The organism is Mesorhizobium sp. M8A.F.Ca.ET.181.01.1.1 (genome assembly GCF_004792025.1).
In the GTDB taxonomy this organism is placed as follows: Bacteria; Pseudomonadota; Alphaproteobacteria; order Rhizobiales; family Rhizobiaceae; genus Mesorhizobium.
This window is the reverse complement of the sequence record NZ_SRTV01000013.1, coordinates 24281-49023: the sequence shown is the minus strand read 5'-3', so window position 1 is coordinate 49023 and position 24743 is coordinate 24281. Positions and strand designations below refer to the sequence as shown.

At 62.9% G+C, this 24743-nt stretch carries 18 protein-coding genes; 1 reads left to right on the top strand and 17 read right to left on the bottom strand.

The features are described from left to right. Positions 1-22: 22 nt before the first annotated feature. The 16 genes from EN824_RS30615 to tssA are packed head-to-tail and all read right to left on the bottom strand — an operon-like array spanning position 23 to position 19189. Positions 23-997, bottom strand: a complete 975-nt coding sequence (locus tag EN824_RS30615; RefSeq protein ID WP_135880691.1) for a DUF4150 domain-containing protein — start codon at positions 995-997, stop codon at positions 23-25. Continuing rightward, entirely contained in the window at positions 998-2023 is a 1026-nt protein-coding gene (locus tag EN824_RS30610; RefSeq protein ID WP_135880690.1) for a beta-ketoacyl synthase N-terminal-like domain-containing protein, read from the bottom strand. Next, positions 2020-3123 carry a DUF2169 domain-containing protein gene (locus EN824_RS30605; protein ID WP_135917249.1) on the bottom strand — a complete coding sequence of 368 codons (1104 nt, stop codon included), beginning with the start codon at positions 3121-3123 and terminating at the stop codon, positions 2020-2022. The genes EN824_RS30610 and EN824_RS30605 overlap by 4 nt, the downstream gene beginning before the upstream one ends. Then, complete coding sequence (tagF, locus tag EN824_RS30600; RefSeq protein WP_135907063.1) at positions 3123-3650, bottom strand: type VI secretion system-associated protein TagF; 528 nt, start codon at positions 3648-3650, stop codon at positions 3123-3125. Before tagF ends, EN824_RS30605 begins: the two co-directional genes overlap by 1 nt. Then, the gene (tssM, locus tag EN824_RS30595; RefSeq protein ID WP_135880687.1) at positions 3647-7183 is read right to left on the bottom strand and encodes a type VI secretion system membrane subunit TssM; all 3537 of its coding nucleotides are present in this window, start codon (positions 7181-7183) and stop codon (positions 3647-3649) included. Before tssM ends, tagF begins: the two co-directional genes overlap by 4 nt. A gap of 1 nt (position 7184) precedes the next feature. Beyond that, entirely contained in the window at positions 7185-8507 is a 1323-nt protein-coding gene (icmH, locus tag EN824_RS30590; protein ID WP_135880686.1) for a type IVB secretion system protein IcmH/DotU, read from the bottom strand. Between the two features lie 4 nt (positions 8508-8511). Next, positions 8512-9846: a type VI secretion system baseplate subunit TssK gene (gene tssK, locus EN824_RS30585; protein ID WP_135880685.1), complete on the bottom strand. Its 1335-nt coding sequence runs from the start codon at positions 9844-9846 to the stop codon at positions 8512-8514. A gap of 39 nt (positions 9847-9885) precedes the next feature. Continuing rightward, a complete protein-coding gene (tssJ, locus tag EN824_RS30580; RefSeq protein ID WP_027059521.1) occupies positions 9886-10338 on the bottom strand; it encodes a type VI secretion system lipoprotein TssJ in 453 nt (150 codons plus the stop codon). A gap of 3 nt (positions 10339-10341) precedes the next feature. Beyond that, positions 10342-11808, bottom strand: coding sequence for a type VI secretion system-associated FHA domain protein TagH (gene tagH, locus EN824_RS30575; protein ID WP_135933044.1), 1467 nt, complete (start codon positions 11806-11808; stop codon positions 10342-10344). Next, positions 11805-12872, bottom strand: coding sequence for a type VI secretion system baseplate subunit TssG (gene tssG / locus EN824_RS30570; RefSeq protein WP_135880683.1), 1068 nt, complete (start codon positions 12870-12872; stop codon positions 11805-11807). Before tssG ends, tagH begins: the two co-directional genes overlap by 4 nt. Next, entirely contained in the window at positions 12836-14710 is a 1875-nt protein-coding gene (gene tssF / locus EN824_RS30565; protein ID WP_135917247.1) for a type VI secretion system baseplate subunit TssF, read from the bottom strand. Before tssF ends, tssG begins: the two co-directional genes overlap by 37 nt. A 1-nt stretch (position 14711) precedes the next feature. Beyond that, entirely contained in the window at positions 14712-15467 is a 756-nt protein-coding gene (tssE, locus tag EN824_RS30560) for a type VI secretion system baseplate subunit TssE (protein WP_135881127.1), read from the bottom strand. Then, a complete protein-coding gene (locus tag EN824_RS30555) occupies positions 15454-15915 on the bottom strand; it encodes an Hcp family type VI secretion system effector (protein WP_032926026.1) in 462 nt (153 codons plus the stop codon). Before EN824_RS30555 ends, tssE begins: the two co-directional genes overlap by 14 nt. A 46-nt stretch (positions 15916-15961) precedes the next feature. Beyond that, on the bottom strand, positions 15962-17467 hold the full coding sequence (gene tssC, locus EN824_RS30550; RefSeq protein WP_027033815.1) for a type VI secretion system contractile sheath large subunit: 1506 nt from the start codon (positions 17465-17467) through the stop codon (positions 15962-15964). 3 nt (positions 17468-17470) lie between these two features. Then, on the bottom strand, positions 17471-18010 hold the full coding sequence (gene tssB / locus EN824_RS30545) for a type VI secretion system contractile sheath small subunit (RefSeq protein WP_027033816.1): 540 nt from the start codon (positions 18008-18010) through the stop codon (positions 17471-17473). 6 nt (positions 18011-18016) lie between these two features. Beyond that, positions 18017-19189, bottom strand: coding sequence for a type VI secretion system protein TssA (gene tssA / locus EN824_RS30540; RefSeq protein ID WP_135907066.1), 1173 nt, complete (start codon positions 19187-19189; stop codon positions 18017-18019). A gap of 320 nt (positions 19190-19509) precedes the next feature. Between tssA and tssH the strand changes: the two genes are divergently transcribed. Further along, a complete protein-coding gene (gene tssH, locus EN824_RS30535) occupies positions 19510-22314 on the top strand; it encodes a type VI secretion system ATPase TssH (RefSeq protein WP_135917246.1) in 2805 nt (934 codons plus the stop codon). A gap of 1565 nt (positions 22315-23879) precedes the next feature. Here tssH and EN824_RS30525 read toward each other — a convergent pair. Then, a complete protein-coding gene (locus EN824_RS30525) occupies positions 23880-24686 on the bottom strand; it encodes an aspartate/glutamate racemase family protein (RefSeq protein WP_135933043.1) in 807 nt (268 codons plus the stop codon). Positions 24687-24743 lie beyond the last annotated feature (57 nt).

Here is a 24743-nt window from a genome sequence, read left to right as displayed (position 1 = left end):
TGCGTACTCCTGGTGTGTCGGTCTATTTTCTGGGCTTTGGCGGCTTCATCGTCTTCTTGGCCTCCTTGCCGGGCAATGGGTTGGAGGTTCTACCCTTCTGGCTGGCCCCGAATGCGCTTTGCTGCTCCTCCACCGCTTCCTTTGCCTTCTTGATGCAATTCGCATTGAGATCCTGAAGGTCGTCGAGACATGAAATGGTTGCTTCGGTAATCTTGCTCATCGGCGCAACGCCGAGTTTGCCCTGCGCTTTCAACTTGGCTTTCGCATCCGCTAGTTTTTTGCCCTTGAGTTTGGCCAGGCCGGGTCGGCCCAGCGTTACGATCTGCTCACGGTCAGCCTCATGAATCCGTTCGTGATCATCAGGACTGAGACAGATGCATACCCCCTCTCCGAGCGTCGGAGCATTGGCGATGCGCGTCGATGTAACGTCCGCGTTCGCCCGACTACCCGTTCGGAAACACTTGTCCGGTACGATATGGTGTGCCTCGCCGCCATTGTCGTTGCAGACCGCGGCGATCGCGTCATAGGAGCCAATCAGGCATTTTTCCGTGCTGTAAATGACTCCGGCGCCGGTGGCCAGTTTCGGAAAGGTCAGCGTATTTCCCTGCGGTGAAGCATGATTGTTGGTGGACAGGTCCGTCATCCGGTTGACGGGCTCGCCGTCGGCCTTGACATTGCTCGACCAGGCGACGGCGTATTCCTTGCCGGTATTCTTCGATGTGATGATGCCCTTCTTGGTCGCGCAGCCCGCTTCAGTGCCACTTGTCTTGGTGTAGTAGGATTTGTTTTTCTGCGTGATCGTCTGGCCACCGATCTTGACGGTGCTGGTGCCTTTGTCCGTGTCGCTGTCGAAGCCGAAAGAAGGATAGGGAATCGGAACGCCAGGGGGCGTTGCCGGATTCTCCGGCGGCGTGAAGCAGACATCAGGAAAGGCCGCTATGACCTTGTTACCCTGCGCCTTGCAGGCGACTTCCAGACTGTTGGCGTAGACTGTCATCTATGCAGCCCTCGCAGCAAAGATGGCTGCGCCGCACGCGCCGGAGTCTTCGGACGCCTCGATCAGGACCGGATTACCGGCCGCGTAGCCCTTCCTTGCCGCCGCGAAGGCCATGCCGATCATCACAGGCACCGCCGCCGCTCCGATATTTCCAAGCGATTCACCCGGCGACCACAGGTCTTGAAAGTCATGCGCACCCCGCACGAGCCGAAGGCTTGCCAGGGCCGTTTGCTTGAACCAGTACTGCTCTCCGATAAGGTCCGAAATACGGAACCCCAACTGGTTCATCTCGATGCCGGCCTCCTTCAGCGCGTGCCGATAGGCGGTCGTCAACCCGTCCCCGCGCAGCGGTTCGTCAGCCTCGTTGTAGATGTATGCATTCTCTCGGGCGAGGCCCAGACCGTGCAGCCTTAGTCCGGATCCATGACCAGCATGGGTGCACAGCACAGCGGCCGCGGCCTCGCCTGGAATGAAGCCGTTCGGATTGTTGGTGGCCAGCAAGCGACGGTTCGCCAGATAGAACCCTATCGCCTCGGGAGTGAGGTAGCTGTCCACCCCTGCAACAATGACTGCTGAGGTTCCCCCTTCGGCCAGCAGCCGGCGCGCCTGCTCAAGTGCTACCAGTCCGGATGGCCGGCCATGCGATATGGTGCGCGATCGTGGGTCGACGGCCATCTCAAGGATCGCGCATACATTTCGCACGAGCGCGGAGGCATCCTGGACGGGTGAACCAGGCCGCGACGCCTCTGGAAGGCACAACAACATCGGCGTCCGTTCGCGTGCCTGTGGCACCGTGGTGCATATCTCGCTTATCGCGGCCGCCAGCATATGGGTCATACGCTTCTGGCCGATCCATTTTCGCGGCATGGTGACAGGGGAGCCAAGCAGCCACTCGCCTTCATCGTCGGCGTACTGCGTCTCCTTGAAGCCGTCCAGGCGGGCGCGGAGCGCCGCACAAGACGACGGCGCATCAAGGCCGACGGCCGTCACCATCCCGGTCGCTACGATGTCGAGCGCAGCCGTCATGCGTCCTCTGCCTCCGGCTGGATCGGCTCCGCGATCGGCCGGACATATGGCTTCTTGACGGCTTTGGCGTGGAGCATGCCTGGTGTCGGCGGCCCGACCCAGCATTCGGTAAAGTCGAGGATCGTGCGCTGGAGGCGTTGCGACACACGCCAGACCAATGAAAAGCGCCGATTTTCGGTGTCGAACAAAACAGTGTCCGGATGAATATCGGCCTCGAATGCCTTGGTGTAGCCCTTGAACATTGCAACTTTGATGGCCGTGGCTGGCATTCTGAAATGTTCGCGCCCCCTTGGCGTCAAATTGATCAGCTGCATTTCCTCGCCACCGCGCGGCGGATCGATTTGCTGGTCGGGCGGGGCCACCTGGAAGTAGCGTTCGTCGAAGTCCGGCGGCAGAAACGGGAAAATGTTGTTGGCCCAATTGTCGTCATAGGTGCCGCCATATTCGATACGGCCCGGCCAACCGCGGCCCATCGGGCCAAAGCTCATCGGCTTGTAGTCGCCGAAGGGCGAGCGGATCTCTTCGCCGACAGCTTGCGTGTTCGGCAGACGCAGGCCGGGGATGAGGCGCTGGTTCCTGATGCGCGACCACCCGGTTCCGACTGGGTTGTATTTGTAGCTGGCCGGCAGCTTGTCCTCCGGATCCAGCCTGTCGACGCCACCCCAGGCGACGTCATAGGAGATGGGCAGTTTCAGGAAGGGTTGCGGCGATGTGGCGCCAAAAACCGGGCCGATGGCGCGCCATTCGCGGTGGCCGACGACCTCGAACAGTTTTGACCAATTGCCAACCTTGATGCCGACCGGCACGCGCTCGGCCGGGCGCCCGCCCGGCGCATAGGCGCAGCCATTGGCGATCACGTCGCAGCGCGGTTTGCGGAAGGCGAAATCGGTTTCCCATAGCGTGGCGGAGTAGCCGGGTTCACCGGTTTGCGTGTCGGCAAAAACCAGCGGCACCTGTTCTGCCGATCTGTGCACCAGCCCGCCGGGCGTTGCGGGAAAGTCGAACGTGCCCTTGACCACCACGACGACCCACTCACGCCCGGTCGTGTCAGCGCTCACGCTGAACTCGTGCCGGTAACCCATCTGGTTCCAGATCCGCATCAGCTGGTCTCCCAACTGGCGGCGAGAATCTGTTCTAGCGTCGTTTGCGGCGATTGCGGATCGATGTCGAAAATGTCCGAACGGGCTGTCCACATCACCATGTCGCCGATGACTTCTTCATCCGGCTCGACAGGCGGCACCGGCAGTCCGGCCAGCGTGGCATCCAGCTCGTCTGGCGTCAGCTCACCGTTCTGGGCGGCGATGGCCGCCTCTTCGATCGCGGAAAACCACGCCTCGGCGTCGGCCAGCAAAACCGGAGCTTCAGAAAGCTGCGCAACGACGCTCAGAGGAAACTTCCTGCCGACCCTGTCGGCGCTTTGCACAATGATGCCTGCCGATGCGCCGAAGGACGCCGGGCCGGCCAGAAAGCGCAGCGCGGTTGTGCTTGGCCAAATTTCCGAGCCGAACAGCGGGACGAGATGCTGCGCCAGCCAGCGGTCCCAGCCGCGGACAAAGTCGCCCGACAGCCGCCGCGTCACGAAATCGCCGGTGGCGGGCATTTTGCCGTAGAAGCCGGGCAAGGTCATATCTGTGGCGGACATGAGAATTTCTTGAACATCTGCAAATTGTAGGGGTTCTCGACGCTGGCGGCCTTGAGTTCGAAATCGGCCCACATTCCCTTCGTGCCTAGGCGCAGGCTGTAGACATCGGAGAGCGATGTGCCGGCGAAACGGCCGTTGCGCAGCATCCTCAGCCACGCCCAGCTGCCAGTCTCGTTGAGCATGATTTCGGGCGAACCGTCGATCGGCTGGAAGGCGAGCGAGATGACCCCGGTGCCGTCCTTGCCCGGCCAGGTCATCGGTTGCGGCCGCGTCGCATTGTTGAAATAGACGAGGGTCTGACCATCGAGATTGAGCGTGACGCGCGTAACGTTGGGAGACAGGTCCTTCGGTTCGAGCGTGAAGCTCATCACTGGCCCAGTACCACCGGGAAAGAGATCGTCGCGGATATGCCTGGCCTGCTCGAACGCCGCCAGCGCCGAAGGATCGAGGCCGAAATCGGCACGCCATTTCCATGGCTGGCTGGTGGTGTCGACATAGTTGATCAGGTGGTCGTTGATGAAACCGTCGATCAATCCGGCCGGTCCAAACAGGCGGGCGAAATCATGCACATTGACATCCACCGCGCTGTCGGCGCTAAACGGATAGCGGTCGTTCAACGCCGCCTGGCAGAAAGGCAGTATGTCCGCGCGCCAGATGGCGTTGAGCTCCGATGTGACCGCCTTTTGCGTCAAATTGCTGGTGTCACCGGCAATTCCGCTAAGCCAGACATTGATGGGGTCCGGCAGGATCTGTGCTTGCCTCGCGACGGCACCGGTCAGCTCGGCGAGGCCGCCTTGCTTCTTGATGGCATCCTGCGGATTGGGGTTGGCGGTGACCGTCTGCAGGACGTTCGACAGCGCGGTCAGCGCGACAACGGCGGCATCCAGTGCCGGCGGCTGGCCGTCGACCTCGGCAATGGTGCTCTTCAGCGGTTTGAAATGTTCGGCCACCAGATTGCCGGTCAGGTCCACCTCGCTGGCTGACCCGGCGCGGGGCAGCAGCTTCGCACCGCTCGTCGCCAGCTTGCCGAGCTTGCCGAGCTTGCCGAGCAGTTTCGAGGCGCCCTTGGCCGCCGACTTATCGTCGGCGGGGGCCTCATCGGAGCGCGTCAGTTCGGTCTCCTGGACGACCGCCGTCAGCAGCCGTTTCAGCGCGGAATCGGCACTTGAGAGATCCTTCAGATTTTCGCTGGCGACATTGAGATCGGTTAGTGGCGCGAGCCGCATGTCTCGCAGGAAGCTGTCCCATTGTGCGATGTAGTCGTCATAGTAGAGTTTCAGAATATCCTCGGACAGCGCCGAGACCGAGGTCTCGGAGTTTTCCGAGCAGCCGCCGGCGAAAACCGCGCGATCGAGTGCCGCCTGGGCGGCGACATCGTCGATGCGGTCGAGAATGGCGTCGTGGAAGCCGGCATAGGTGAAGGCTCCGTAAATGCCGACGCGAAGTGTCTTGTCGGAACGCCTCGCAAACACCTTGCCACCATTGGGGCCGGCAAAATTGGCAGGGATCCACTCCTTGAGCCCGGCCACCTCCGGATCGGCCAGCAACTGCTTGTAGGCCCGCGCCGGCAACGAGATCGTGCACACCGTTTTCAACGCTTCGGCAACCAGCGCCTGGTCGGGCGCGACATAGCTTTCGTCGACCGCCATACGGCGGATCGCGGCAAGCTGATGCTCTTCGGCATCGGCGGTCGGAAAGGGTGCCGCGGCGGCGAATTCCGGCAGGCTGTTCACCCACCAGTTCTGGGCGAAATCGGTATCCATCTGCGACAGGCCCGTCATCATGCGATAGGTCTTCAACGCGCCGAGCATGAAATCCGGATCGCGGATCTGCCGCCACATGGTCGCCTCGAGCAATGCGACCATGCGTGGTTCAAGCACGTTGCGCAGGGCGTGGTCGTACGTGTCGGCCTGGGCCCGCACCAGTTCCGCCGAGGCCGATGGGCCCAGCAGATCTTGGGCGCTGCCCGGCGGTGCCGTCTTGGCATTCGCGACCGCGTCCATCGCTTCGAGAGCGCCGTCGATGGCGGGTTGCTGCACCGATGCCGGATTTGCAGCAGCGGAAGTCAGGGGCGCTTGCAGCGCTTCGAACTGGCCTGCCTGTGCCGTGATCGCGTTGCGGTTGTCAAAATAGGACCAGGTGAACAGCCCGCCGGCCAGCAAGGCCGCCCCCGCGCATGCAGCCGCCGCACCGCGCCAGATCCAGGCGCGGCGGCGCTGCGCCAGCGGATCGAACGTGCCGAGGCCGGCTTCCTTGAAGATGACCTCGGTGAGCAGGTTCTTCAGGAAGAAGCTGCGTTTCTCGACCCTCGGTGCGGGCAGGGCCCGCCGTGGCGGCAGGCCGAACGACGACGACAGCGCCGCGGTCAGTCGGTCGATGGGCGCTCCTTCCTGCGTCGCCGATGTCAGATAGAGCCCACGCAGCCAGGCGGCCTCTTCATACCGGCTTTCGCCGAACATCGCCTCGATCAGCACCTGGATCGGTTCGGACAGGCTGGACAGTTGGGCGGGAAACCTGAAGATCTCGGCACGGGCGGCCAGTTTGTCCTCATCCTCCAGGCGCGGCACCAGCCGCCGCTCGAGTTCCGTCGAGAGCGTCGAAATTTCGCGTTCGATGGTCTTGGCGTCCACACGCGCATCCAGCGCGAAGGTCGTTCCCCAGACCTGCTCGCGCGCGGGGGTGGACAGGCTGCCGAAGAAAGCCTCGAAACCCTTGATCAGATCGGCCTTGGTCAGCATCAGATAGACCGGGAGGCGGATTTCGAGCCGGTCGTTGAGTTCGGCCAGCCGGCGGCGGATTTTGCGGCCATGTGCCTTGATGGCTTCGTCACCCTCCGAAAGCACGTCGATCGACAGCGCGACGATCACACCGTTGAGCGCGCGGCGGCCGCGATGCTTCTTCAGAAGGTCGAGGAAGCCCAGCCATTCCGCCGCGTCGACATCGGGCTGGCTCTCCTGTTGGACATAACGGCCGGCGGTGTCGATCAGAACCGCGTTCTCGGAAAAGAACCAGTCGCAGTTGCGCGTGCCGCCGACCCCTTGCAAATCGTCGGTGAGGTCGATCGGGAAGTTCAGTCCGGACTGCCGCAGGGCCGTGGTCTTGCCGGTGGCTGGCGGCCCAACGATCACATACCATGGCATCTCGCGCAGGAACTTGCGCCCGCCGAGCTTGCGGCGCTTCAGTTCGGCCATCACCTCGGCGAATTTGGCACCCACGGCCGCGACGTTTTCTTCGCCAGGCCCGAGGGGCTTCTCCGCAACTGGTGGGGCGATCTCGGCGACGAACATGCGATTGGCGCGGATGGCGCGGCGCTGCGCGATAATCAGCCAGACCAACCACAGGATGATCAGCCCCGCGATCATGGCAATGCGCACATTGTCGGAATCGAAAGGCGAATAGGGACCGATCCTGACGATCGGACCGAACACCCAGATCACCAGCGAAAGCAGCGTGATGCCGATCAGCGTCCACAGCCAGCGCGATGTCAGGACCGCCCACAGGAAGCGCAGGATGAACATCTCACAGCCTCTTTTCGACGAGCACCTCGACACGGCGGTTCAAGGCTCGCCCCTCGCGCGTGCTGTCGCTGGCCACCGGGTCGGTGGCCGCGCGGCCTTCGGAATGAACGCGGTCCTGCGGCACCCCGTTCTGCACCAGCATGTCGGCGATCGTCTGGGCGCGCGCCTCCGACAGTCGCTGGTTGGTCGACAGCGGATTGGTCTTTTGCAGGGGAACACCGTCCGTATGACCGATCACGGTGATGTTTCCGATCAGCTCCTGATTGGCGAGGATTACCTTGGCGATCGAACCGATCAGGGGCTCGAAGCCGTCGCTCAGTTGGGGCCGCGACGACTGGAACAGTTCGGGGTTGGAGGCCTGGATGATCAGCTTGGCCAACGAAACGCTTTCGGTGCCGCTGAGGGCGGATTTGAGCTCGGCCGGCGCCCCGGCCTGGAATTCTGGCAACAGCGCAAAATCCACTTTTTCAGGGGGCGGGGCATCGACCTTGGGCGACGTACGGCTGATATCGCCGCGTGTGGGCGGCGGCAGAGCGCGCACAAGGGCGGAAAGCTCGACTGCCTGGCCGCTCAGCCCCATCGACAACCCGATATGGATGGCTGTGGCAACAACCGCCGCGCCGAGCGCCATGACCCAGATCGGAACGATGAAGCGCTGCGGCTCGTCGGATGCGATGACGCCCTTCCAGTTTGGCGACAGCGGCGCACCTTCGGCATCGGCATCGCGCAGGAAGCGTGCCGCGGTCAGGCGAACCGCATTGAGCGAGCGATCGCCTGACCGGCCGGGCACTCGATATTTTCCGCGGAAGCCGAGCGCCATGCAATCATACTGCAGCTCCAGCAATTCGCGATCGCGATTGGGATGGCGCTCCAGTTCGTCGAGCCGCGTGAAGAACTGCGTGCCGGCATCGACATCGCCCCGCAGCATCACCACAAGCGGCTGGCGCGGCCAGGCGCTGGCTCCGCCCCATGGCGTGTTCAGAGCTAGATCATCAAGCAACGCCGCCACGACCCAGGCTGCCTGATCGGCCCGCTCCATCGAGGACCCTGTCGACATTGCCGTGTCGCGTGCCCGAACCAGTTCCTCAAGCAGCCGGGTGCGCAGCGTTTCCGGGTTCTCCGGCGCCAGTGCGCTTTCAAGCTCCGGCGCGAATTCCAGCAAGGGCGCGAATGCGTTGACGAGCGCATTCGGGTGGGTGCGCGACCGCTTTACCGCCGCGCCCGGCAACAGCGGCGCCATCGGCCTCGGCGTCGGCGCGCCGGTCAGCCGTATGCGGGTGCGTTCGCGATCCTCCGACAGTCCGAAAGGATCATCGCGGCTCATGATCTCACCTGTTCACCGAGTAGCAGTCCACCTGCGGCTCGCTTGGCAACACGCCCGAAACGCCGATGACGAAGCCGGGAGCATCGAGCAGCGACGCCCAGTGCTCGCTTTTCTGGTCCAGCTCAAGGCATAGCCGATCGCCATCGTAGGGAATCTCGCGCGGCTGGGAATGAAGCGGTTTCAGCGGAATGCCGGGCAAACGCGATTTCCACAGGCCTTCGAACTGGTCGGCCGAACCGACTGTCGCCTGATTGACGAAGATCTTGCGTAGCGCGTCCTCCGACAGCTCCGAACCGACCCGGATGACGATGCGGCTGGCCACCAGCAGCTTCGGGTTGTCGATGCGGATTTTCCAGACATTGGTCGAATGCCGCATGACCGGCAGCGCACGCGATTTCGGTTCGATGTAGCGCAGGCTGAGGATAAGCGAGCGCAGCGCGTCGGCCAGCGCCATGTACGCGGGCCCCGGTGCCATGTGGTCGTAGGCGGGCAACTCGCCCAGCCGCCGCGCGCTCGATCCATAGGTCGCCATCGAACCGGCGAGTCCGGCAAGTTCCAGGTAAAGCTCGGCAGGATGGAAGACATCCTGCGCCAGCATGTGGGCCAGCCGCGGGCGCGCCGCATTGGCGAGGTTGAGCATCAGCAGGTCTTCGACGCTGCGCCCCGGCCCGCCCATCACCATCTTGCCGTGCGCCTCGGCGATCTGGTCGAGCCCCGTGACGACTTCCAGCAGCAATTGCCGGTACCAGGCCACGGCGCCGGTTACCAGTGTCGGCGGCAGGAAGGTCTCGTCCAGCGCGACGCCGCCATCGGCTCGAACCCCCTTGAGGTCGGCGATCGGCAGGGCGGTGTAGCCACCGACGGACTTGCCTGGTGCGAGCAGCAGCGCCTGCGGAACGGCGATTTCGATTTCTTCAGGGTCCGAACCGCCTTGGACGGCGTCACGTACCGAGACGATCCGCCCATGATAGCGTGCCCCCGAAGTGGCGGCGTGTGCTGGATCGAAGCCGACACCGCCGGGCGGTTCGAGCGGCAAGGCCACCAGCACCGGTCCGGCAGCCGTGTCTGGCGTCACCGGCAACGGCCGCGGCGCGTCCATCATCTCCGGAATGGCGAAAGGTGTTCCGTCCGGGAAGATGCCGCGAGCGGACAGGATGGCGATCTGGCCTGCATCGAGTAACGCCTGGTCCAACGTCAGCTGCTGAAAGCCGAACGTATGCAACTGCCCGGCCTGCAACGCGCCGCGCACGGTCGCCTCGAAGAAACGATCCTGCTGCTGAAAATGCTGGGTCCGCAGGAAAAGACCCTCGGACCACAGCACCCTGTTTGCATCGCTCATGCCGTTACTCTCTGCATTGAGCTTCCCTTGCCCTGGCCGCTAGGCGGAGATACCGCCCTTCCCAATCGTGACATTGATCGTGAATTTTGATCCCGACGACACCGACTTGGTTGTGCGCCAGTTCCTGCCGGTGGGCTCGCGGATCAATGCGACGAAGCCCAGCGCTGTCGCATCCGGCTCGACGGTGATGGTCTTGGACGCGGATTTTCCCGGCCCGACGGCGATCTGGTCGGATCCGATGAGATCGCCTGCCAGCGCCGATCCGGCATCGCCCTGCAGGGCAAAGTAGTCGGCGGAATTGAATTTGCCGGTGCTGCGCAGCCGCATGACGAGAACCGTCACCGGCCGGTCGCCGCCGCCTGGTCCAGGGTTCATGCCTGCCCCACCTGTCACATTGATGGTGATTACCGAAGGTTTCGGCGGACCGCTCTGGCAAGCCGCAAGCAGTCCGGTTGCGCCCAGGGCAACGATGAATTCGCGTCGGTCGATCATGTCTCACTCCTCCTCATATGCATCCCGAAAATCGGCGCCGATTTCGCCAAGAAAGCTTTTTTCCGCACTCTCGGCGATTTCACGATGGCGTTTCTGGTAGAGCTCCCACAGCTTGGCGCCGCGCCCGCCCGAAAGCAGGGTGCCGATCGCGGAATTCGATTTGAGCTCCTGCTCGATCGCTGCCGGCTCAAAACGGTCGACCATCCGCCGCAAGGCGGCCTGCACGCCGCGCCAGGCGCGCACGTGATGTTGCGCGAGATCGCGAACCGCGTCGGCGATTGCCGCTTCGCCGGCGAGAAAGCCGGGGCTGCGTTCGGCAATAAGAGTGACGATGGCGTCGTCGACCGTCGGCAGGAACTTCAGTGGATTGACTTCGGAAGCCCCTACCATGGTCTGGGCGACACGGGCATTGCCCTTTTCCTCGGCCCGCTTGCGCAGAAGCTGCATCAGGCCTTCCATCATCAGCCGGTATTCGCGGCCGAACTTCTCCATTTCCGCGATGCTGTCGCGGCCAGGGAAATCGGCTTCCTCGACGCCCATGCCGTGCAGGAATGCGGAGCGAAGCGCCTTGTCGCCCGGCCGGGCCACTGCCGGCTGGCGGGCGGGCGTAGCAGCAGCACCTGTCCGCGCCGGGACGGGGCTATCAGCCGCCTGCCCGGGAAAATCCCAGGGATTGGCGGGTCGCTGGGCGACGCGCTCGCGCTGGCCAGTCGAACCGACGCCGTTTGCCGAACCGGTCGCGGCGGCGGGTCCGAAACCAAAATCATCGCTGAAATCGGACGGTTTTCCATGAGCGAGTTGGGCTTCACGTCCGAGGGACGGCACGGGGTCGAGGCTGAATGGATCCGTTTGGCTCGCCGCGCCGCCCGGTTCGAGGTAAGGGGTGGCGTCTTTCGCCACAGGCGTCGAAACCGGATCGAGGCTGAACGGGTCATCGAAAGCAGGCGAACTGCGCCGGCTGGAGGCGGCACGCTCGAACGCGCCCGCAACCGGCTGCTCGAACGGATTCGGCAGATCAGCCGGACGTGGCCGTCGCGGCTCCTCCTCGACCTTGGCGGAAAAGAAGTCGTCACGGCCGATGCTCACCGGCGCCCGCGATGCCGGCGGCAAGCGTTCCGCAACCGGCTGGCTGGCGGCAGGTGCCTGGGCAGTTGGCGTCTGTAGGTCGACATGGACGACGTAGTCGCCAAGTCTCAGCCGCATGCCGCTTTGAAGGCGCGTCGACTGGCCGGCACCAAGCGGGCTGTCGGAGTCGTTTATGAAAAGTCCACTGCTCGACATGTCTGTGACGAAATAGCCGTCTCGCCCGCCAGTGATCTTGCAATGGGCGCGGGAAACGAACATGTCGGGATCGTTGATCTGCCAGCCCGCGTCCGCACTGCGGCCGATCACCAGCTCACCTTCGTCAAGCCGGGTCTGCCGTACCGCCTGGGTGCGTGGCCCTTGCTCCAGCGTCAGCAGCAAGCTCATGCCGCGACCCCCGCCATTTCCGGCCGCCATCCGACAATTGTCCGCAGCCGCAGATCGTCAGCATCGCCCCTTTCGGCGGGCCGCGCAAGCCAGGCGGTCCGGCCAAGCTGGACCGCTCCGAGACGGGGTGGAGGCACCGCTTCAAGCGCCAGCACGATGCGCAGGTCGACGTCGAGTGATTCCCCGACCATGTCGCGAACGGCGTGCTTGAACAGTTTGAGACGCGCGCCTCCCGGTAGGAAGGCCTTGAACTCCTCAAAGGAGAGAGGGCCGACGCGCAGCTCGATCCTGCTTTGGCGGTTGAAAACGCGCGGGCCGATCGTCGCCCCCCGGCCGAGCCCCGCATAGGCTTTTGCGAGGCGGGTCTGCAGCCCGGTTGGTATGGTTATCCAGGCGGCGATGAACTCCTTGATCTGAACCGGCACCCTGAACGCTTCCGCCAGAAACAACGTCAGCCGTTCCGGACCGTCGACCTGGCTGGCGAGCGCTGCGGCTTGACGAAGCTTAACAATGTCGAGATCAGGATTTTTGGCGCCGGGAAGTCCGATCCCCGCCATCGCTTCAAGCATGGCGCGAACGCGGCCGCCGACCGCGCGCTCGACCTGGACCGCCGGATGCGCATCCGCCCAGGCCCGGTAATAAAGGGCAATCATACGGTGCTGGAGGATGTTGACGAAGTCTACGAAGGTCGTGTCGCTGGTCTGCTGTGCGTCGGCACCGGCGAACCAGCGCTGCGACAGGCGGTCAAGCACCCAACGCGTCAGATGCAGCGGCATCGGCCCTTCGGGCCCCAACAGACCGAGATTTGAAACGGTGACTCGGGCCGGTGCCTTGTCGGTGGCCTCGCGGAATTGCGCCAGGTCCCGCGCGGAAAAGGCGAGGCGCACATGCTGGCCGAGCCTTGCCGGCTCGCGGTCGGGGCGCCCTGAATGGCCGAACAGACCGCTCCGCTGTTCGAGACGGCGCAACAGTTCGAAAAAGTCGAACGCCTCAGACAGACCTTCGGCCCGGTCCGGGCCGCTACTGTCTAGATCAGGTAGCGATTGCCGGGCGTCATCGGCCATGGCACATCCTCCTGCTTCTGCAGCAGCCGCGTGCGGGTTCGCACGAAGCCGTTTATTCCGGCATGACGGGCAAACAGCCGCGCCAGCAAGGCCGAAAGCAGCAAGGTGCTTTGCCCGGCCAGCACCGACTGATCGACATGCAGCGTCACTTCAGTGCCACGCCCGAAGCACATCGGCCCGTCGATCTGCAGCCGTTCGATCACCGACCGCGAGTCGATGCGCACGATCGAGTGGACGTTGCGGGCAAGGCTCGGATCGCCCCGGTCGGCATAAAGATCAAGCAGCGCATGCAGCGGGTCGACGCCGCGGCCTTCCTTGGCGAGGCTGAGAAAGTTGAGCGCCAGCTGCGCCACCAGTCGCCAGGCGAGATCGTCGGCCCGGGAATCGCCTTCGGCCCCGGTGGGCAGTGCCGCGGGGATGGCCGGCTGCGGCGGACGCAACGCACCGAGCAGGCGAACAGATTCGACCGGATCACCGGCCTCCAGCGTCAAGGTCGGATTGTCGTCGAGGATCGGCAGGTCACGGTTGGTGCAAAGCGCCATGATGTCGAGACGCTTCAACGGCCGGTTCGCGGCGGTTCCAAGTGGCCGGGATACGGCCAGGAAGACATCGTCCCCGGTGTATGACGTGCGGGTCAGCCCATCGCGCCGTTCATCCTCAGTCGCCCGGCGTGGGCGCCGTTCCGTGGAATAGACCCAGCCACTGCCGCGGTTCTGCCCGAGGCTGAACAACTCAGGTATCTCGGCGTCGCTGCCTTCACTGTCGGCATCTTCGACGCGGAGGACACGATAGATCTCAAAGTCGCGCGCCCGCGTGCGGTCGGCGTGCAGCACCTGCCGCGTCTTGCGCGCGTCGAGTTCGACGACGTTGCACTCGCGCTCGAACAGATTGATGATCGGCGTCGCAAAAAGTTCGAAATCCGCCGGCGTCAGATCGGCGAGTTCGGGCGCCGGGCGGCGGAACAGGAAGATGATCTCGAGTCCGCCCTCGCATTTGCGCACCACCGGCTGCAGCGCCGAGACCCTCACATAGTGAAAGCGTTCCGGCATGACAAAGTATTCGCGCAGCAGGCGGTACCCTTCGAATGTCGGGCGGGTGCGCGGCATCAGGGCCTCGTCGTCGCTGATGCCGACCATTTCGGGTGCCGGCAAGGGCGACAGCCGGTTGGTCTTGCCTTCCGGCCTTGCGCCTATGGCCACGCAGGCGCCGAAGATCGCATCGAACAAAAGCGGCGCCTTGGTGCGTCCGGCAAAGTAGAGGTCAAGCTGGTCGAGCGCCAATTCGTCGAGTTTGCCTTTTCCGGTCCGCGTCAGAGCCAGACGCAGCGCCGCCTCGCCGCCGGTGTCGCCGATCGGCCCTATGCCGGCCGCCGCCAGCGCACTGCGATCCTGAAAATAGCTGACCGAAGTGATTGCTATCGGCCACAGCGTCATGTCTTGCGCTGTGGAGAAGGTGCAGCGCGTCGACAGGCCGGGCTGCAGGCTGGAGACCAGCCGCGTGTTGCGCTTGACGACGTGGCCGGCGGGCATGGTCTGCACCTGCTGGCCGGGTTTCAGCACGGCCATCGCTGTCGCCGGCGCCGGCGTGACCAGATCGGGATAGAGAACATCGAGCACGCTGCGCGAAAATCGCGAGCGCTCGGCGTCGACTTTCAGCCGGGTGCGTGCGGCGAGGAAGGCGACGCCGTCCAGCAGCCGTTCGACATAGGGATCCGGGCAGGGCACAGTATCGAGGGACAGGTTGCGCGCCACTGCCGGATGCATGTCGGCAAATTCCGCCGCAAGGCCGCGGATATGGGTCAGTTCCTCCTCGTAATATTCGACGAAAACCCGATCCATCTCAGGCGTCCCTAATTTCGGTCCGCGCCAAGCCGTTGTCGAGATTGATCGTGGTGCGCAGGCGCATGCGTTCCGGTGTCGGCGTCATGATCAGCACGGCATCGATCTCGATCTTTAGCCCTACGGTCTTATCACCAAGGGTGACGGTAACCTTCGTCGCACTTTCCTTGAGGCGGGGCTCGAAGGTGGCGAGCACCGAGCGGATTTCGCGCGCCAGCACGTCGCGGTCAAAGTCGCGGGACGAACGTCCCGAGAAGGAAGGCACGCCGTAATTGACCACGCTTCGGCGGACCTCCGGAAAATCGGCGAGCGACGGTGGGTTGTCCGCCATCTGCTCGTTCTCCAGGTCGGAAAGCAGCGGTGTGGCCTCGAAGCGCTCGGTGTTGAACAGAGCCTCGATGTCGCGCCGCACCGCTTCCCTGAGCACGCGGGCCGATACCACCACACCACGGCTCTCGATCTCGACGCGGTGCTGGGTCTGAAAGGCCAGGCGATGCAGACGCCGTTTCTGATCGGGCGTCAACTCCGCATCCGCGTCGATGCTCCGCGCACTGCCGGCAACCAGGGTGTCGAGACGGTCCGCGCCAAGCTCGTTCAGTAGGACATGGCGCAGCCCGTCTATCTCCGAGGTCAGGCCCGGCAGGTCGTTGACGAGGCGATCCCACAGCGACGGCTGGACGGCCTCGCTTTTCGCCCGCAGGCTGCCCGCGATCTGCTGCTTGCCCGCGCCGGGCCGCCGAACCTCACTTGCCGACATAGACATCCATTTCGGCTTCATCATTGCCGTCATAGACGAACTTGATCTTCTTGTAGGCGAAGCTGACCGCTTCCTCGATCAGGTCTGCCTCATCGTCAGCTTGCGACATGTCGTATTCCATGATCGAGGCGTCGGTCAGCGTAACGACCAGGTAATCCTTGCTTTCGCCATCGATGGTCCGACGTGCCGAAAACACCACCTCATTGAGGGCCTTGTTCTCGAACAACGCCTTTGCCAGGTAGGGCGAGGATTTGTCATAGTGTTTGGTGAACTTGATCATGCCCATGGACACGCGGCCACGGCGTGAGAGCGAATTCGGATCATAGGGTGCGACCATCTTGTAGTCGACGCCATGGACTTCGATCTCGTCCGAGTGGCCGTCGCGGGTGCTGGGGCCCTTGATATCGGGGACCTTCAGAAAGCCATCAATCTTCATGGTCGTGGGCATTTTCTCTCTCCACCGCTTTTAAAAACCAAGATGTTGTTGCTGCAAATCAAGTCTTCACGGACGGCAGTTCCGACACCAGTCGGAGCGAGGCATTGATGCCCTCCAGCTGGTAGTGCGGGCGCAGATAGAAGCGGGCATTGTAGTAGCCTGGCCGCCCCTCCACGCTGTCCACCTGGACCTCGGCAGCGGCAAGCGGACGCTTGGCGCGCGCCTTGTCGTCGGCAAAGGCCGGGTTGGCCAGCACGTAGCGGTTGATCCACTCGGTCAACCAGATCTGCATGTCGGAGCGCTCCTTGAACGAGCCGACCTTGTCGCGCGCAATGGCCTTGAGGTAGTGCGCGAAGCGCGAGACGGGGAAAAGATAGGGCAGGTTGGCGCTCAGCCGCTCGTTCGACTGTGCATCGGGATCGACCAGCCGGCCGGCACGCGTTTCGTCGTCCTGCAGCGAATGGGCGCCGATGAAGGCCGCCAGATCCGTGTTCTTACGGTGCAGGATCGGCATCAGGCCGAGCTTGGCCAGCTCGGCCTCGCGCCGGTCGTCGATGGCGACTTCGGTCGGGCATTTCATCGCGATCGAGCCATCATCGGTCGGGAAGCTGTGCACCGGCAGATTGAGCACGGTGCCGCCATTCTCGACGCCGCGGATTTGCGTGCCCCAGCCGAAAAGCTTGTGGCTGCGGTTGATGTTGACGCCCATCGGGAAGGCGGCGTTCATCCAGACGTATTTGTTGTGGTCGCCCTGCACCTCCTCCTCGAAGGTGAAGCCCTTCACCGGAACGGTATCGGTGCCATAGGGCAGCCTGGCCAGAACGCGGGGCATGGTCAGGCCGATGTAGCGGGCGTCCTCGCTCTCGCGCAGCGACTGCCAAGAGGCATAGGCCGGGTTGGAGACGATCTGCTGCAGGTCTTGCGGGTTCGGCAGTTCCTGCCAGCTGTCCATGCGGAACAGGCGCGGCGAGGCGGCTGCGATAAACGGCGTGTGCGCCGAGGCGCAGATGCCGGAGATATTGCGCAGCAGGCCGACGTCGCGCGGGTGGTTGGAGAATTCGTAGGCACCGATCACACAGCCGATCGGCTCGCCACCCAGCATCGAATACTCGTCCGTATAGACCTTCTTGAAGATCGGGCTCTGGTCCCACATCTGGCCTTCATAGTCTTCGAGCGTGTCGCCCAGCTGTTCCTTGGAGATGTTCATCACCCGGATCTTCAGCTTCTGGTCCGTCTCGGTGTTGTTGACGAGATACCAGAGGCCGCGCCAAGTGCCTTCCATCTCGCGCACTTCCGGTGCGTGCAGGATCTCGTTGACCTGTGCCGTCAGCATCTTGTCGATGCCCGCGATCAGCGACTTGATCGACTTGATCGCATTGGACGAAATGGTCGTGGTGTCGGAACGCGACTGCGCCGCGAGTGCCAGATTGCGCACGAGTTGCTGCAGCTTCTCGCTGTCGTCCTTCTTGACCTTGAAGTCCTTCTCGAGGAGGCCGCTGAATTCGTCGAGGTTTATGGCTTCGGCCTCGGCGGCGACGGCGGCGGTCTTTTGCTGTTCGGCCATGGTTTACTCCCCTGCCTTGTCGTCGTCGGCGAGCGCCTGGCCGGCGATCTTGCCAAGCAGCGGCTCGTTGTTCAGCAACTGCGCGATGCGTTTTTCGGCGTCGACACGGCCGTCCATGAAGCCGAGCAGTTCCTCGAGCTGGCGGCGCATCTTGAGGATCTCGGCCAATTGCGGCACCTGCGCGGCAATTTTGTCGGGAGCGAAATCACCCATCTTGGTGAAGGTGAGATCGAGCGCCAGTTCCTCGTCGCGCTCCTGGCCTTCGGCCTGTGGCAGCGTGTTCTTCACTCGGGCTTTGACGCGCGGCCCGAGCGCCTCCATGAATTTGGGGAAGCGGTTGGCGTCGGTCTCGACGAAGGATCGGTCCAGCACCGATTTTGACGCTTCCTTGGTCTGCGAAGCGCCGGAAAGGTCGGCCATCACCGCCATCACAAACGGCAATTCGATCGTGGTCGGGCTACCGTAGGTTTCCACGTCGTAGGCGATCTGCACCCGCGGCGCGCGATTTCGTTCGATGACCTTCGCTTTGCTTTCGGCTGGCATGTGCTGTTACCTTTCATCCTTCTGGGCCGTCTTCTTGACATCGGGAACGCCGGCAAGGAGCCGGAATTCCTTCAGCCCAGACGGGGCGAGATCTTCCATCAGTTCAACGAAATCCATGTGCACCATGCGGCGCACGCGCCGTGCCAGGTGCGGTATAGGGCTCGACGGTTCGGTGCGGTCGTAGAAGGCGACGACCAGGTCGAGGCACTTCACCACGTCGTCGCGCGAGGAGATCCGGTCGGGAAGCCCCGTGCTCGAGTCCGAGTAGCTTGCCGCACTTGTCATAGTATCGGCTCCACGACCGTTTCGAGCAGGCGTTGCCAGTTCTCCCGGGTTGGGCGTCTTGGCCGAGCCATTCGCCACGGCGCCGGCTGCCGAGTTCCGTTCGAGGGTCGTCAGCAAACGCTGGAGAAACCGCTTTAATTCCGGAACGGGAGCGCCGCCGCCTTCGAGGCGGGCGTTTAGGGCGGTTTCGACCGCGTCAAGAGCTGCGATCGCTGCCCTGGTGTCGGCGACGAGCGCGACCATCTCTGCGCCGGCCTGATCGATCTGTGCCGCACATCCGGCACGCACCCGGTTCAACAATTGTCCGTGGGCGCTGACCAGTGCGGCCTTTTCCGCCGTGTTCAATCCCGAGGCGGCTTCCTGGAGCATGATACGGTCGTCGAGCGCGCTTTGTTCCAGGTCGCGTCCGCTGATCGGTCCGATCGCGCGTGGCGTAAAGAAAATCATTTGCCGCAGGTTCGCCAGCAACCCGTCCTGACCATTCTGGAGGTCGAGCAGTGCGTTGATACGGCGCAAGGCAGCATCGCGAGGCGTAGCGTTGGGCCGCAGGGCCGGATGCATGGTTTCCCAATGCTGATCGAAGGTCTGCGCGATGAGGGTCAGACCCTGCGCGAGCCCGGCCAGTCCGTCTTCATTGGCCAGCGCACGCGTGACGATGACCAGCAGGCGCAGGTCGCGGCCATGCGCGCGCAAGTCCACCGCCTTTGCCAGCACTGCGGACCAGTCGACCGGAATGGTGCTTTGCGACGTGGGCTTGTTGTTGCCGTCGTGGACGACCTTGACCTCGGGCTCCGTCAGGCGCTCCAGCTCATGAAAAGCCGGGTCGTTGCGCAAATCCTCACCTGACGGGTTTCCACCGTCGAGCGGACTAAGCCAGAGCGCGGCATCAATCACTCAAACCCCCAGCGACCGACCTCATACCGTAAGTGACGCAACGTTATCACAGGGTTGCACTTTACCACAATTAAACGACGGCTCAAAAATTAACAGAAGCTAAACGCCACCGCCTCCAGAGTGCCGGAATCCTTGGTGTGGTGGCCGAAGCTGCAGGCGAACCGCATCGCGGAGGCCGTTTACAGTCAGTGGTGCGGGACTTTCCACAAATGGAAACGAGCCGGCTAAACCGGGCATTGCGACAGCGGTACATCAGGCGCTTTGTCAAGTGATGGCTTATGTGGCAATTTATCGGCTGGCAGACTGCAGGAGCACGTTCGATGGAACAGCGCCGGTCATCGCAGACTTTCAAGCGCAAGGAACTGGTCGGCAAGCTCAATCCTGTCGGTGTCCGCGCCTTCAAGGCGGCTGCGGACACCGCCAAACTGCGCGGCAACCCATACGTCGAACTCGTCCATTTCGTCGAGCAGCTGGTGCTTTCCGACCGCTCGGACGTGCAGATGATCATCGCCGATGCGGGCGTGGATGCGAGCCGGATCACCGCCGATATGACCCGCGCCGTCGACAAGCTCCCCTATGGCGCCACATCGATCGAGGAGTTCTCCGACCATATCTTTCATGCCATTCAGGAAGCCTGGAACCTGGCTACGCTTGAGTTCGGCGTGGAGGAAGTCCGCAGCGCCCATATTCTGCTTGCCTGCCTGAAGACGCCGGTGCTGGAAGGCCTGCTGTCGAAGATCAGCGGCGAGTTTAACAAGATCGATGCCGACGCGGTCATCGCGCGGTTCGCCGATGTCGTGGAGGGTTCACTCGAAGCCGGCACCTCGACCACGCTCTCCGTCGCGGAGGCGCCGAAGCGGGCTCCGGGCGGGGATTCGGCGCTGGCGAATTATGCCACCGACCTGACCCAGCGCGCCCGCGACGGCAAGATCGATCCGGTCGTCGGCCGCGAACCAGAAATCCGGCAGATCGTCGATATCCTGATGCGGCGCCGGCAAAACAACCCGATCCTGACCGGCGAGGCCGGGGTCGGCAAGACGGCGGTCGTCGAAGGCTTTGCCTTGCGTATCGCCGAGGGCGACGTGCCGCCCTCCTTGCAGAATGTCAGCGTGCGCATGCTCGACGTCGGATTGATGCAGGCGGGCGCCAGCGTGAAGGGCGAATTCGAAAAACGGCTGAAGGCCATTATCGATGAGGTTCAATCATCCGAAACGCCGGTCATCCTGTTCATCGATGAAGCCCACACCTTGATCGGCGCCGGTGGCGCGGCCGGAACCGGTGACGCGGCCAATCTCTTGAAACCGGCGCTGGCGCGGGGCGAACTTCGCACCATCGCCGCGACGACCTGGGCCGAATACAAGCAGTACATCGAGAAGGACCCGGCGCTGACCCGCCGTTTCCAGGTGGTCAAAATCGACGAGCCGTCGGAGGCGGTGGCCGTCCTCATGTTGCGCGGTGTGGCCGGTGTCCTGGAGCAGCACCACAAGGTGCAGATACTGGACGAGGCGATCGAGGCCGCGGTCGGCCTTTCACATCGCTATATCCCGGCGCGACAATTGCCGGACAAGGCAGTGAGCCTTCTCGACACCGCCTGCGCCCGCGTCGCCATATCGCAGCACGCCACGCCCGCCGAGGTCGAGGACATCATGCGCCGTCGCCAAGCGCTGGAGGTCGAAAGCGGCATCATCGGTCGCGAGGCTGCGATAGGCATCGAGGTGACTGACCGGCAGGCCCGGGTCGACACCGGACTTGCCGAAACCGAAATCACGTTGGCCGCGGCTCAGCAACGCTGGGATCGGGAAAAGGCATTCGTCGCCGAAATACTCGAACTGCGCGCCAGACTGCGCGGCGAGGGTGTTCCGCTCGATCCGGTGGAGACGCCGGAAAGCAATACCGCAACGGCGGGCTCCGACACAGTTGAGGCTCAGCCGCCGAAGACCGAAGCGCCTAAGGCCGAAGTGCCCAAGACTAAAACGACGAAAGCCAAAACAGCCAAGACTGATGTAGAAGGACCGGCCGCTGCCCCTCCATCTGATCCTGCCGCCGATCTCGGCCGGCTGCGCGAACTGATGGCCGAACTGGCCGAGGCGCAAGGCGAGACACCGCTGATCCTGCCGTCGGTCGATCGCAATGCCGTGGCGGCGGTCGTTCAGGACTGGACGGGCATCCCGACTGGGCGGATGCTATCGAGCCAGACCGAAAAGGCGCTGCGGCTCGCCGGCAGCCTGTCCGAACGCGTGGTCGGACAGGATCACGCCATGGAGATGATCGCCAGGCGGGTGCAGACCAGCCGCGCCGGGCTCGGCGCGCCCGAAAAGCCGGTAGGCGTCTTCCTGCTCTGCGGCCCTTCGGGCGTCGGCAAGACCGAAACGGCATTGGCGCTGGCCGAAACGCTCTATGGTGGCGAGCAGAACCTGATCTCGATCAACATGTCCGAGTTCCAGGAGGCGCACACCGTCTCGACGCTCAAAGGCGCGCCGCCGGGCTATGTCGGCTACGGCAAGGGCGGCATCCTGACCGAAGCGGTGCGCAGAAAACCCTATTCGGTGATCCTGCTCGACGAGGTGGAGAAGGCGCATCCCGACGTGCACGAAATCTTCTTCCAGGTTTTCGACAAGGGGATGATGGACGACAGCGAGGGCCGCCGGATCGACTTCAAGAACACGCTGATCCTGCTCACCTCCAATGTCGGCTCGGAGGTCATCATGGACCGCACCAAAAATGGCACGCTGCGGGCCGGGCTCGACGATCTGGACACCGCCTTGCGCAGCCCATTGCTGAAAGTCTTCCCGGCGGCCTTCCTCGGCCGGGTGGTGACCATTCCTTATTATCCGCTCTCGGATTCGATGATCGAAGCAATCACCCGTCACCAGTTCGCCAAAATCGCCCGCCGGCTGCGGGCAACCAATGATGCGGAACTGGTAATCGGCGACGGTGTCATGGATCTGATCAAGGCCCGCTGCACCGAGATTGAATCCGGCGGCAGGATGATCGATGCCATCCTGACCAACACGCTGCTGCCGGAACTGAGCCGCGGCGTGCTGAACCGCTCGCTCGAGGGCGAAAAGATGACTAAAGTCACCGTCGGCGCCTCCAAGGAAGGGTTCACCTATTCCTTCGAGTAGGAATGTTGATGACGATTTGCTTCGGCGTCTCGCGCATAAGCAGGCTGAGCCGGTCAGCTCGACGATTTTTGAAGGCATGGAAGTACCTGCCTGCCGTTCCATCTCGGGCCAAAGGGCGAGTTTGTGTGGCGTGATTGACCTACTGACGGTACTTTTCGCAGGGCAATGTCATCACGTCGAGACGCTTCTGTGTGCAAAAATCGAGCGATTGTTCCCGATAGTTGGTGAAACCTCAGAATATTTTTTGTCGCGATTTTCCCTTTAAAATCAAGAGCGTAACTTTTTGACGGACTGTGCGTCGGCTTTCGGTGCCGCAGGTAAGAAAAAACCCAGCTAGATCAATGACCTAGCTGGGTTGGGAACAATCGAGTGGGAGTAGGGGTTAGGCGGAATAGCGTGGTTTGCCGAACCATTTCCGGCGCGATCGCCTCTTTCGCTGTTTGGTTTAGATAGACCTCTTTCGATCTCCTGGCAAAACACAGGATTGATCTGAACGAAGTTGGGAACGGTTGTAAGTGCAGTCGGCGCGTCGGAGAGTTGCGGCGTGCAACGGCGTGCAAATAGGCGGGTTCCTTTGCGCTCAGAGACCGTCGTTCAAGGGCAGCTTAGTCCCTGGGCACTTGGTTAGGCTGACCAAAATCGTCACCCTCTACGCTTGGCCTTGATCCTGTTCCATCAGCATTATGTGGCTCGATCCGCCTCCGGATTTCGCACGCTCGTCCTTCTTGCAAATGATCACGCGGATGGCTGCTTCGGCTGACGTATTTCTGGCGGTTTCAGTCAGCCGGCGTTCGCCGTGCGCCCTTCATTGGTTCGTGTCTGTGACTGTAATGCAGCGCGGTCCTTCCAAGCGAGAACGACCATTCAGACTGGCAACGGCGAGCGTCCTTCATTTGCTTGATCTCAAGCTGGAAATTATCGCGGACACTTCAAAAAATTGACACGGTTCCCGGTCGAGCGGGAGCAGCACGCCATGACCCGGCATGGAATGGTCGAGCCTTCAGCCGCAGGCGCTTCGCCTCCGGCAACGGACCCGCGCGCGCCCATGGTGACTATCGATGTCGACAGGGCCACACCCAACCGCATCTCGGGTCGGCAATACCGCGCGGAGGCGCAACGAAGCGGCCTGTCCGCATCCACCCCTGCGCTTCCAAGCGGCGGTCGCGCCATCGCCGACATCAGCCGCAGATCGAAATCCCCATAGCCATCGACTTGTGGCCCGCGGGTTCCTTCCTCGGGGACTTTCGTACGCCTGCCGGCGCCCGAAACTCTTCACGTCTGCAGACTTGCGGCTTCGAGGCTCGGAATGTCAGAAACGGACGTTCAGGCATCCCGCGTCTATCGACGCGGCTTGACCTATTTCTCGAAGCGGGTCGTCACCCGTGGAACCGCTTGAGCTCGGCGAGGCCGCATTCGACGGGATGATGCCAGGTAACATGGGAGCGCTGGCAGTCCGTATCGCACGATATGTCCAGGGCCGGTCAAGAGTATCGAGGCGGCAATGTATCGCCTGCTTTATGCCACCGAATGGTTGCACGGTTGGTCGACGGCAAACCGATTCTGAATCAACCGGAAGCGTTTCCCTTGGGGTAAAAGCCCGTCACACTGTTGAGGACGTGGTCAGTGTTCGCAGGTGCCAAAACTGCCGGAGCAAAGGATGCAAGCGCGCCAGCATAGGGTTTCGCCAAGGGATAGGCATATGCCCCCCGTTTTGACGTGCTTAACCCTTGCGCCACTAGCGCCTCGGCCTGTTTCACCGCAGCCGCCACGCCGTCGATCACGGGCACGCCGTATTCGCGGCGCAGCTCATCCATAAGGTCGGCCATGCCGGCGCAGCCGAGTACGATCGCCTCAGCGCGATCCTCAGAGAGTGCGCGGGCGATCTCGCTCCTGAGTTTTGATTTTGCGTCCGATGCTGGATCCTCAAGCGACAGTACCGGAATGTCGGCCGCGCGCACCTTCGCCTTGCTTTGCATCCCGTAGCGCTGCACCAGCGCTTCTAGCGGTACCCGGGAGCGATCCATGGTTGTCACCACGGTAAAACGCTGGGCGATGAAAGCTGCGGTCACCAAGGCTGCTTCGCAGATGCCGATAACGGGAATGGTGGCGAGTGCTCGTGCAGCATCAAGGCCGGTATCGTCGAAACAGGCGATCACCGCAGCGTCAGCCCCATTGCGCTCGCCGCCTGCGATTTCATCAACCAGACCCGGTACCGCCAGTGCCTCGTCGTAATAACCTTCGATCGAAGCTGGGCCCATGCCGGATGTGGCGGCGAGTATCTCAGTCGAGCTCGCCGCGACCGCGGATGCAGCCCTGGCGATCGTCGCGGTCATGCTGGCGGTTGTGTTGGGATTGACGATGAGAATGCGCAAGGCGTTACCTCACTTCCATGCGGCGATGATCCCGACTGCTTTGATCCTGCTCAACGC

Coding starts and splice junctions, on each gene's coding strand:
- EN824_RS30615 (WP_135880691.1), bottom strand. CDS start 997: ATGACAGTCTACGCCAACAGTCTGGAAGTCGCCTGCAAGGCGCAGGGT.
- EN824_RS30610 (WP_135880690.1), bottom strand. CDS start 2,023: ATGACGGCTGCGCTCGACATCGTAGCGACCGGGATGGTGACGGCCGTC.
- EN824_RS30605 (WP_135917249.1), bottom strand. CDS start 3,123: ATGCGGATCTGGAACCAGATGGGTTACCGGCACGAGTTCAGCGTGAGC.
- tagF (WP_135907063.1), bottom strand. CDS start 3,650: ATGACCTTGCCCGGCTTCTACGGCAAAATGCCCGCCACCGGCGATTTC.
- tssM (WP_135880687.1), bottom strand. CDS start 7,183: ATGTTCATCCTGCGCTTCCTGTGGGCGGTCCTGACATCGCGCTGGCTG.
- icmH (WP_135880686.1), bottom strand. CDS start 8,507: ATGAGCCGCGATGATCCTTTCGGACTGTCGGAGGATCGCGAACGCACC.
- tssK (WP_135880685.1), bottom strand. CDS start 9,846: ATGAGCGATGCAAACAGGGTGCTGTGGTCCGAGGGTCTTTTCCTGCGG.
- tssJ (WP_027059521.1), bottom strand. CDS start 10,338: ATGATCGACCGACGCGAATTCATCGTTGCCCTGGGCGCAACCGGACTG.
- tagH (WP_135933044.1), bottom strand. CDS start 11,808: ATGAGCTTGCTGCTGACGCTGGAGCAAGGGCCACGCACCCAGGCGGTA.
- tssG (WP_135880683.1), bottom strand. CDS start 12,872: ATGGCCGATGACGCCCGGCAATCGCTACCTGATCTAGACAGTAGCGGC.
- tssF (WP_135917247.1), bottom strand. CDS start 14,710: ATGGATCGGGTTTTCGTCGAATATTACGAGGAGGAACTGACCCATATC.
- tssE (WP_135881127.1), bottom strand. CDS start 15,467: ATGTCGGCAAGTGAGGTTCGGCGGCCCGGCGCGGGCAAGCAGCAGATC.
- EN824_RS30555 (WP_032926026.1), bottom strand. CDS start 15,915: ATGCCCACGACCATGAAGATTGATGGCTTTCTGAAGGTCCCCGATATC.
- tssC (WP_027033815.1), bottom strand. CDS start 17,467: ATGGCCGAACAGCAAAAGACCGCCGCCGTCGCCGCCGAGGCCGAAGCC.
- tssB (WP_027033816.1), bottom strand. CDS start 18,010: ATGCCAGCCGAAAGCAAAGCGAAGGTCATCGAACGAAATCGCGCGCCG.
- tssH (WP_135917246.1), top strand. CDS start 19,510: ATGGAACAGCGCCGGTCATCGCAGACTTTCAAGCGCAAGGAACTGGTC.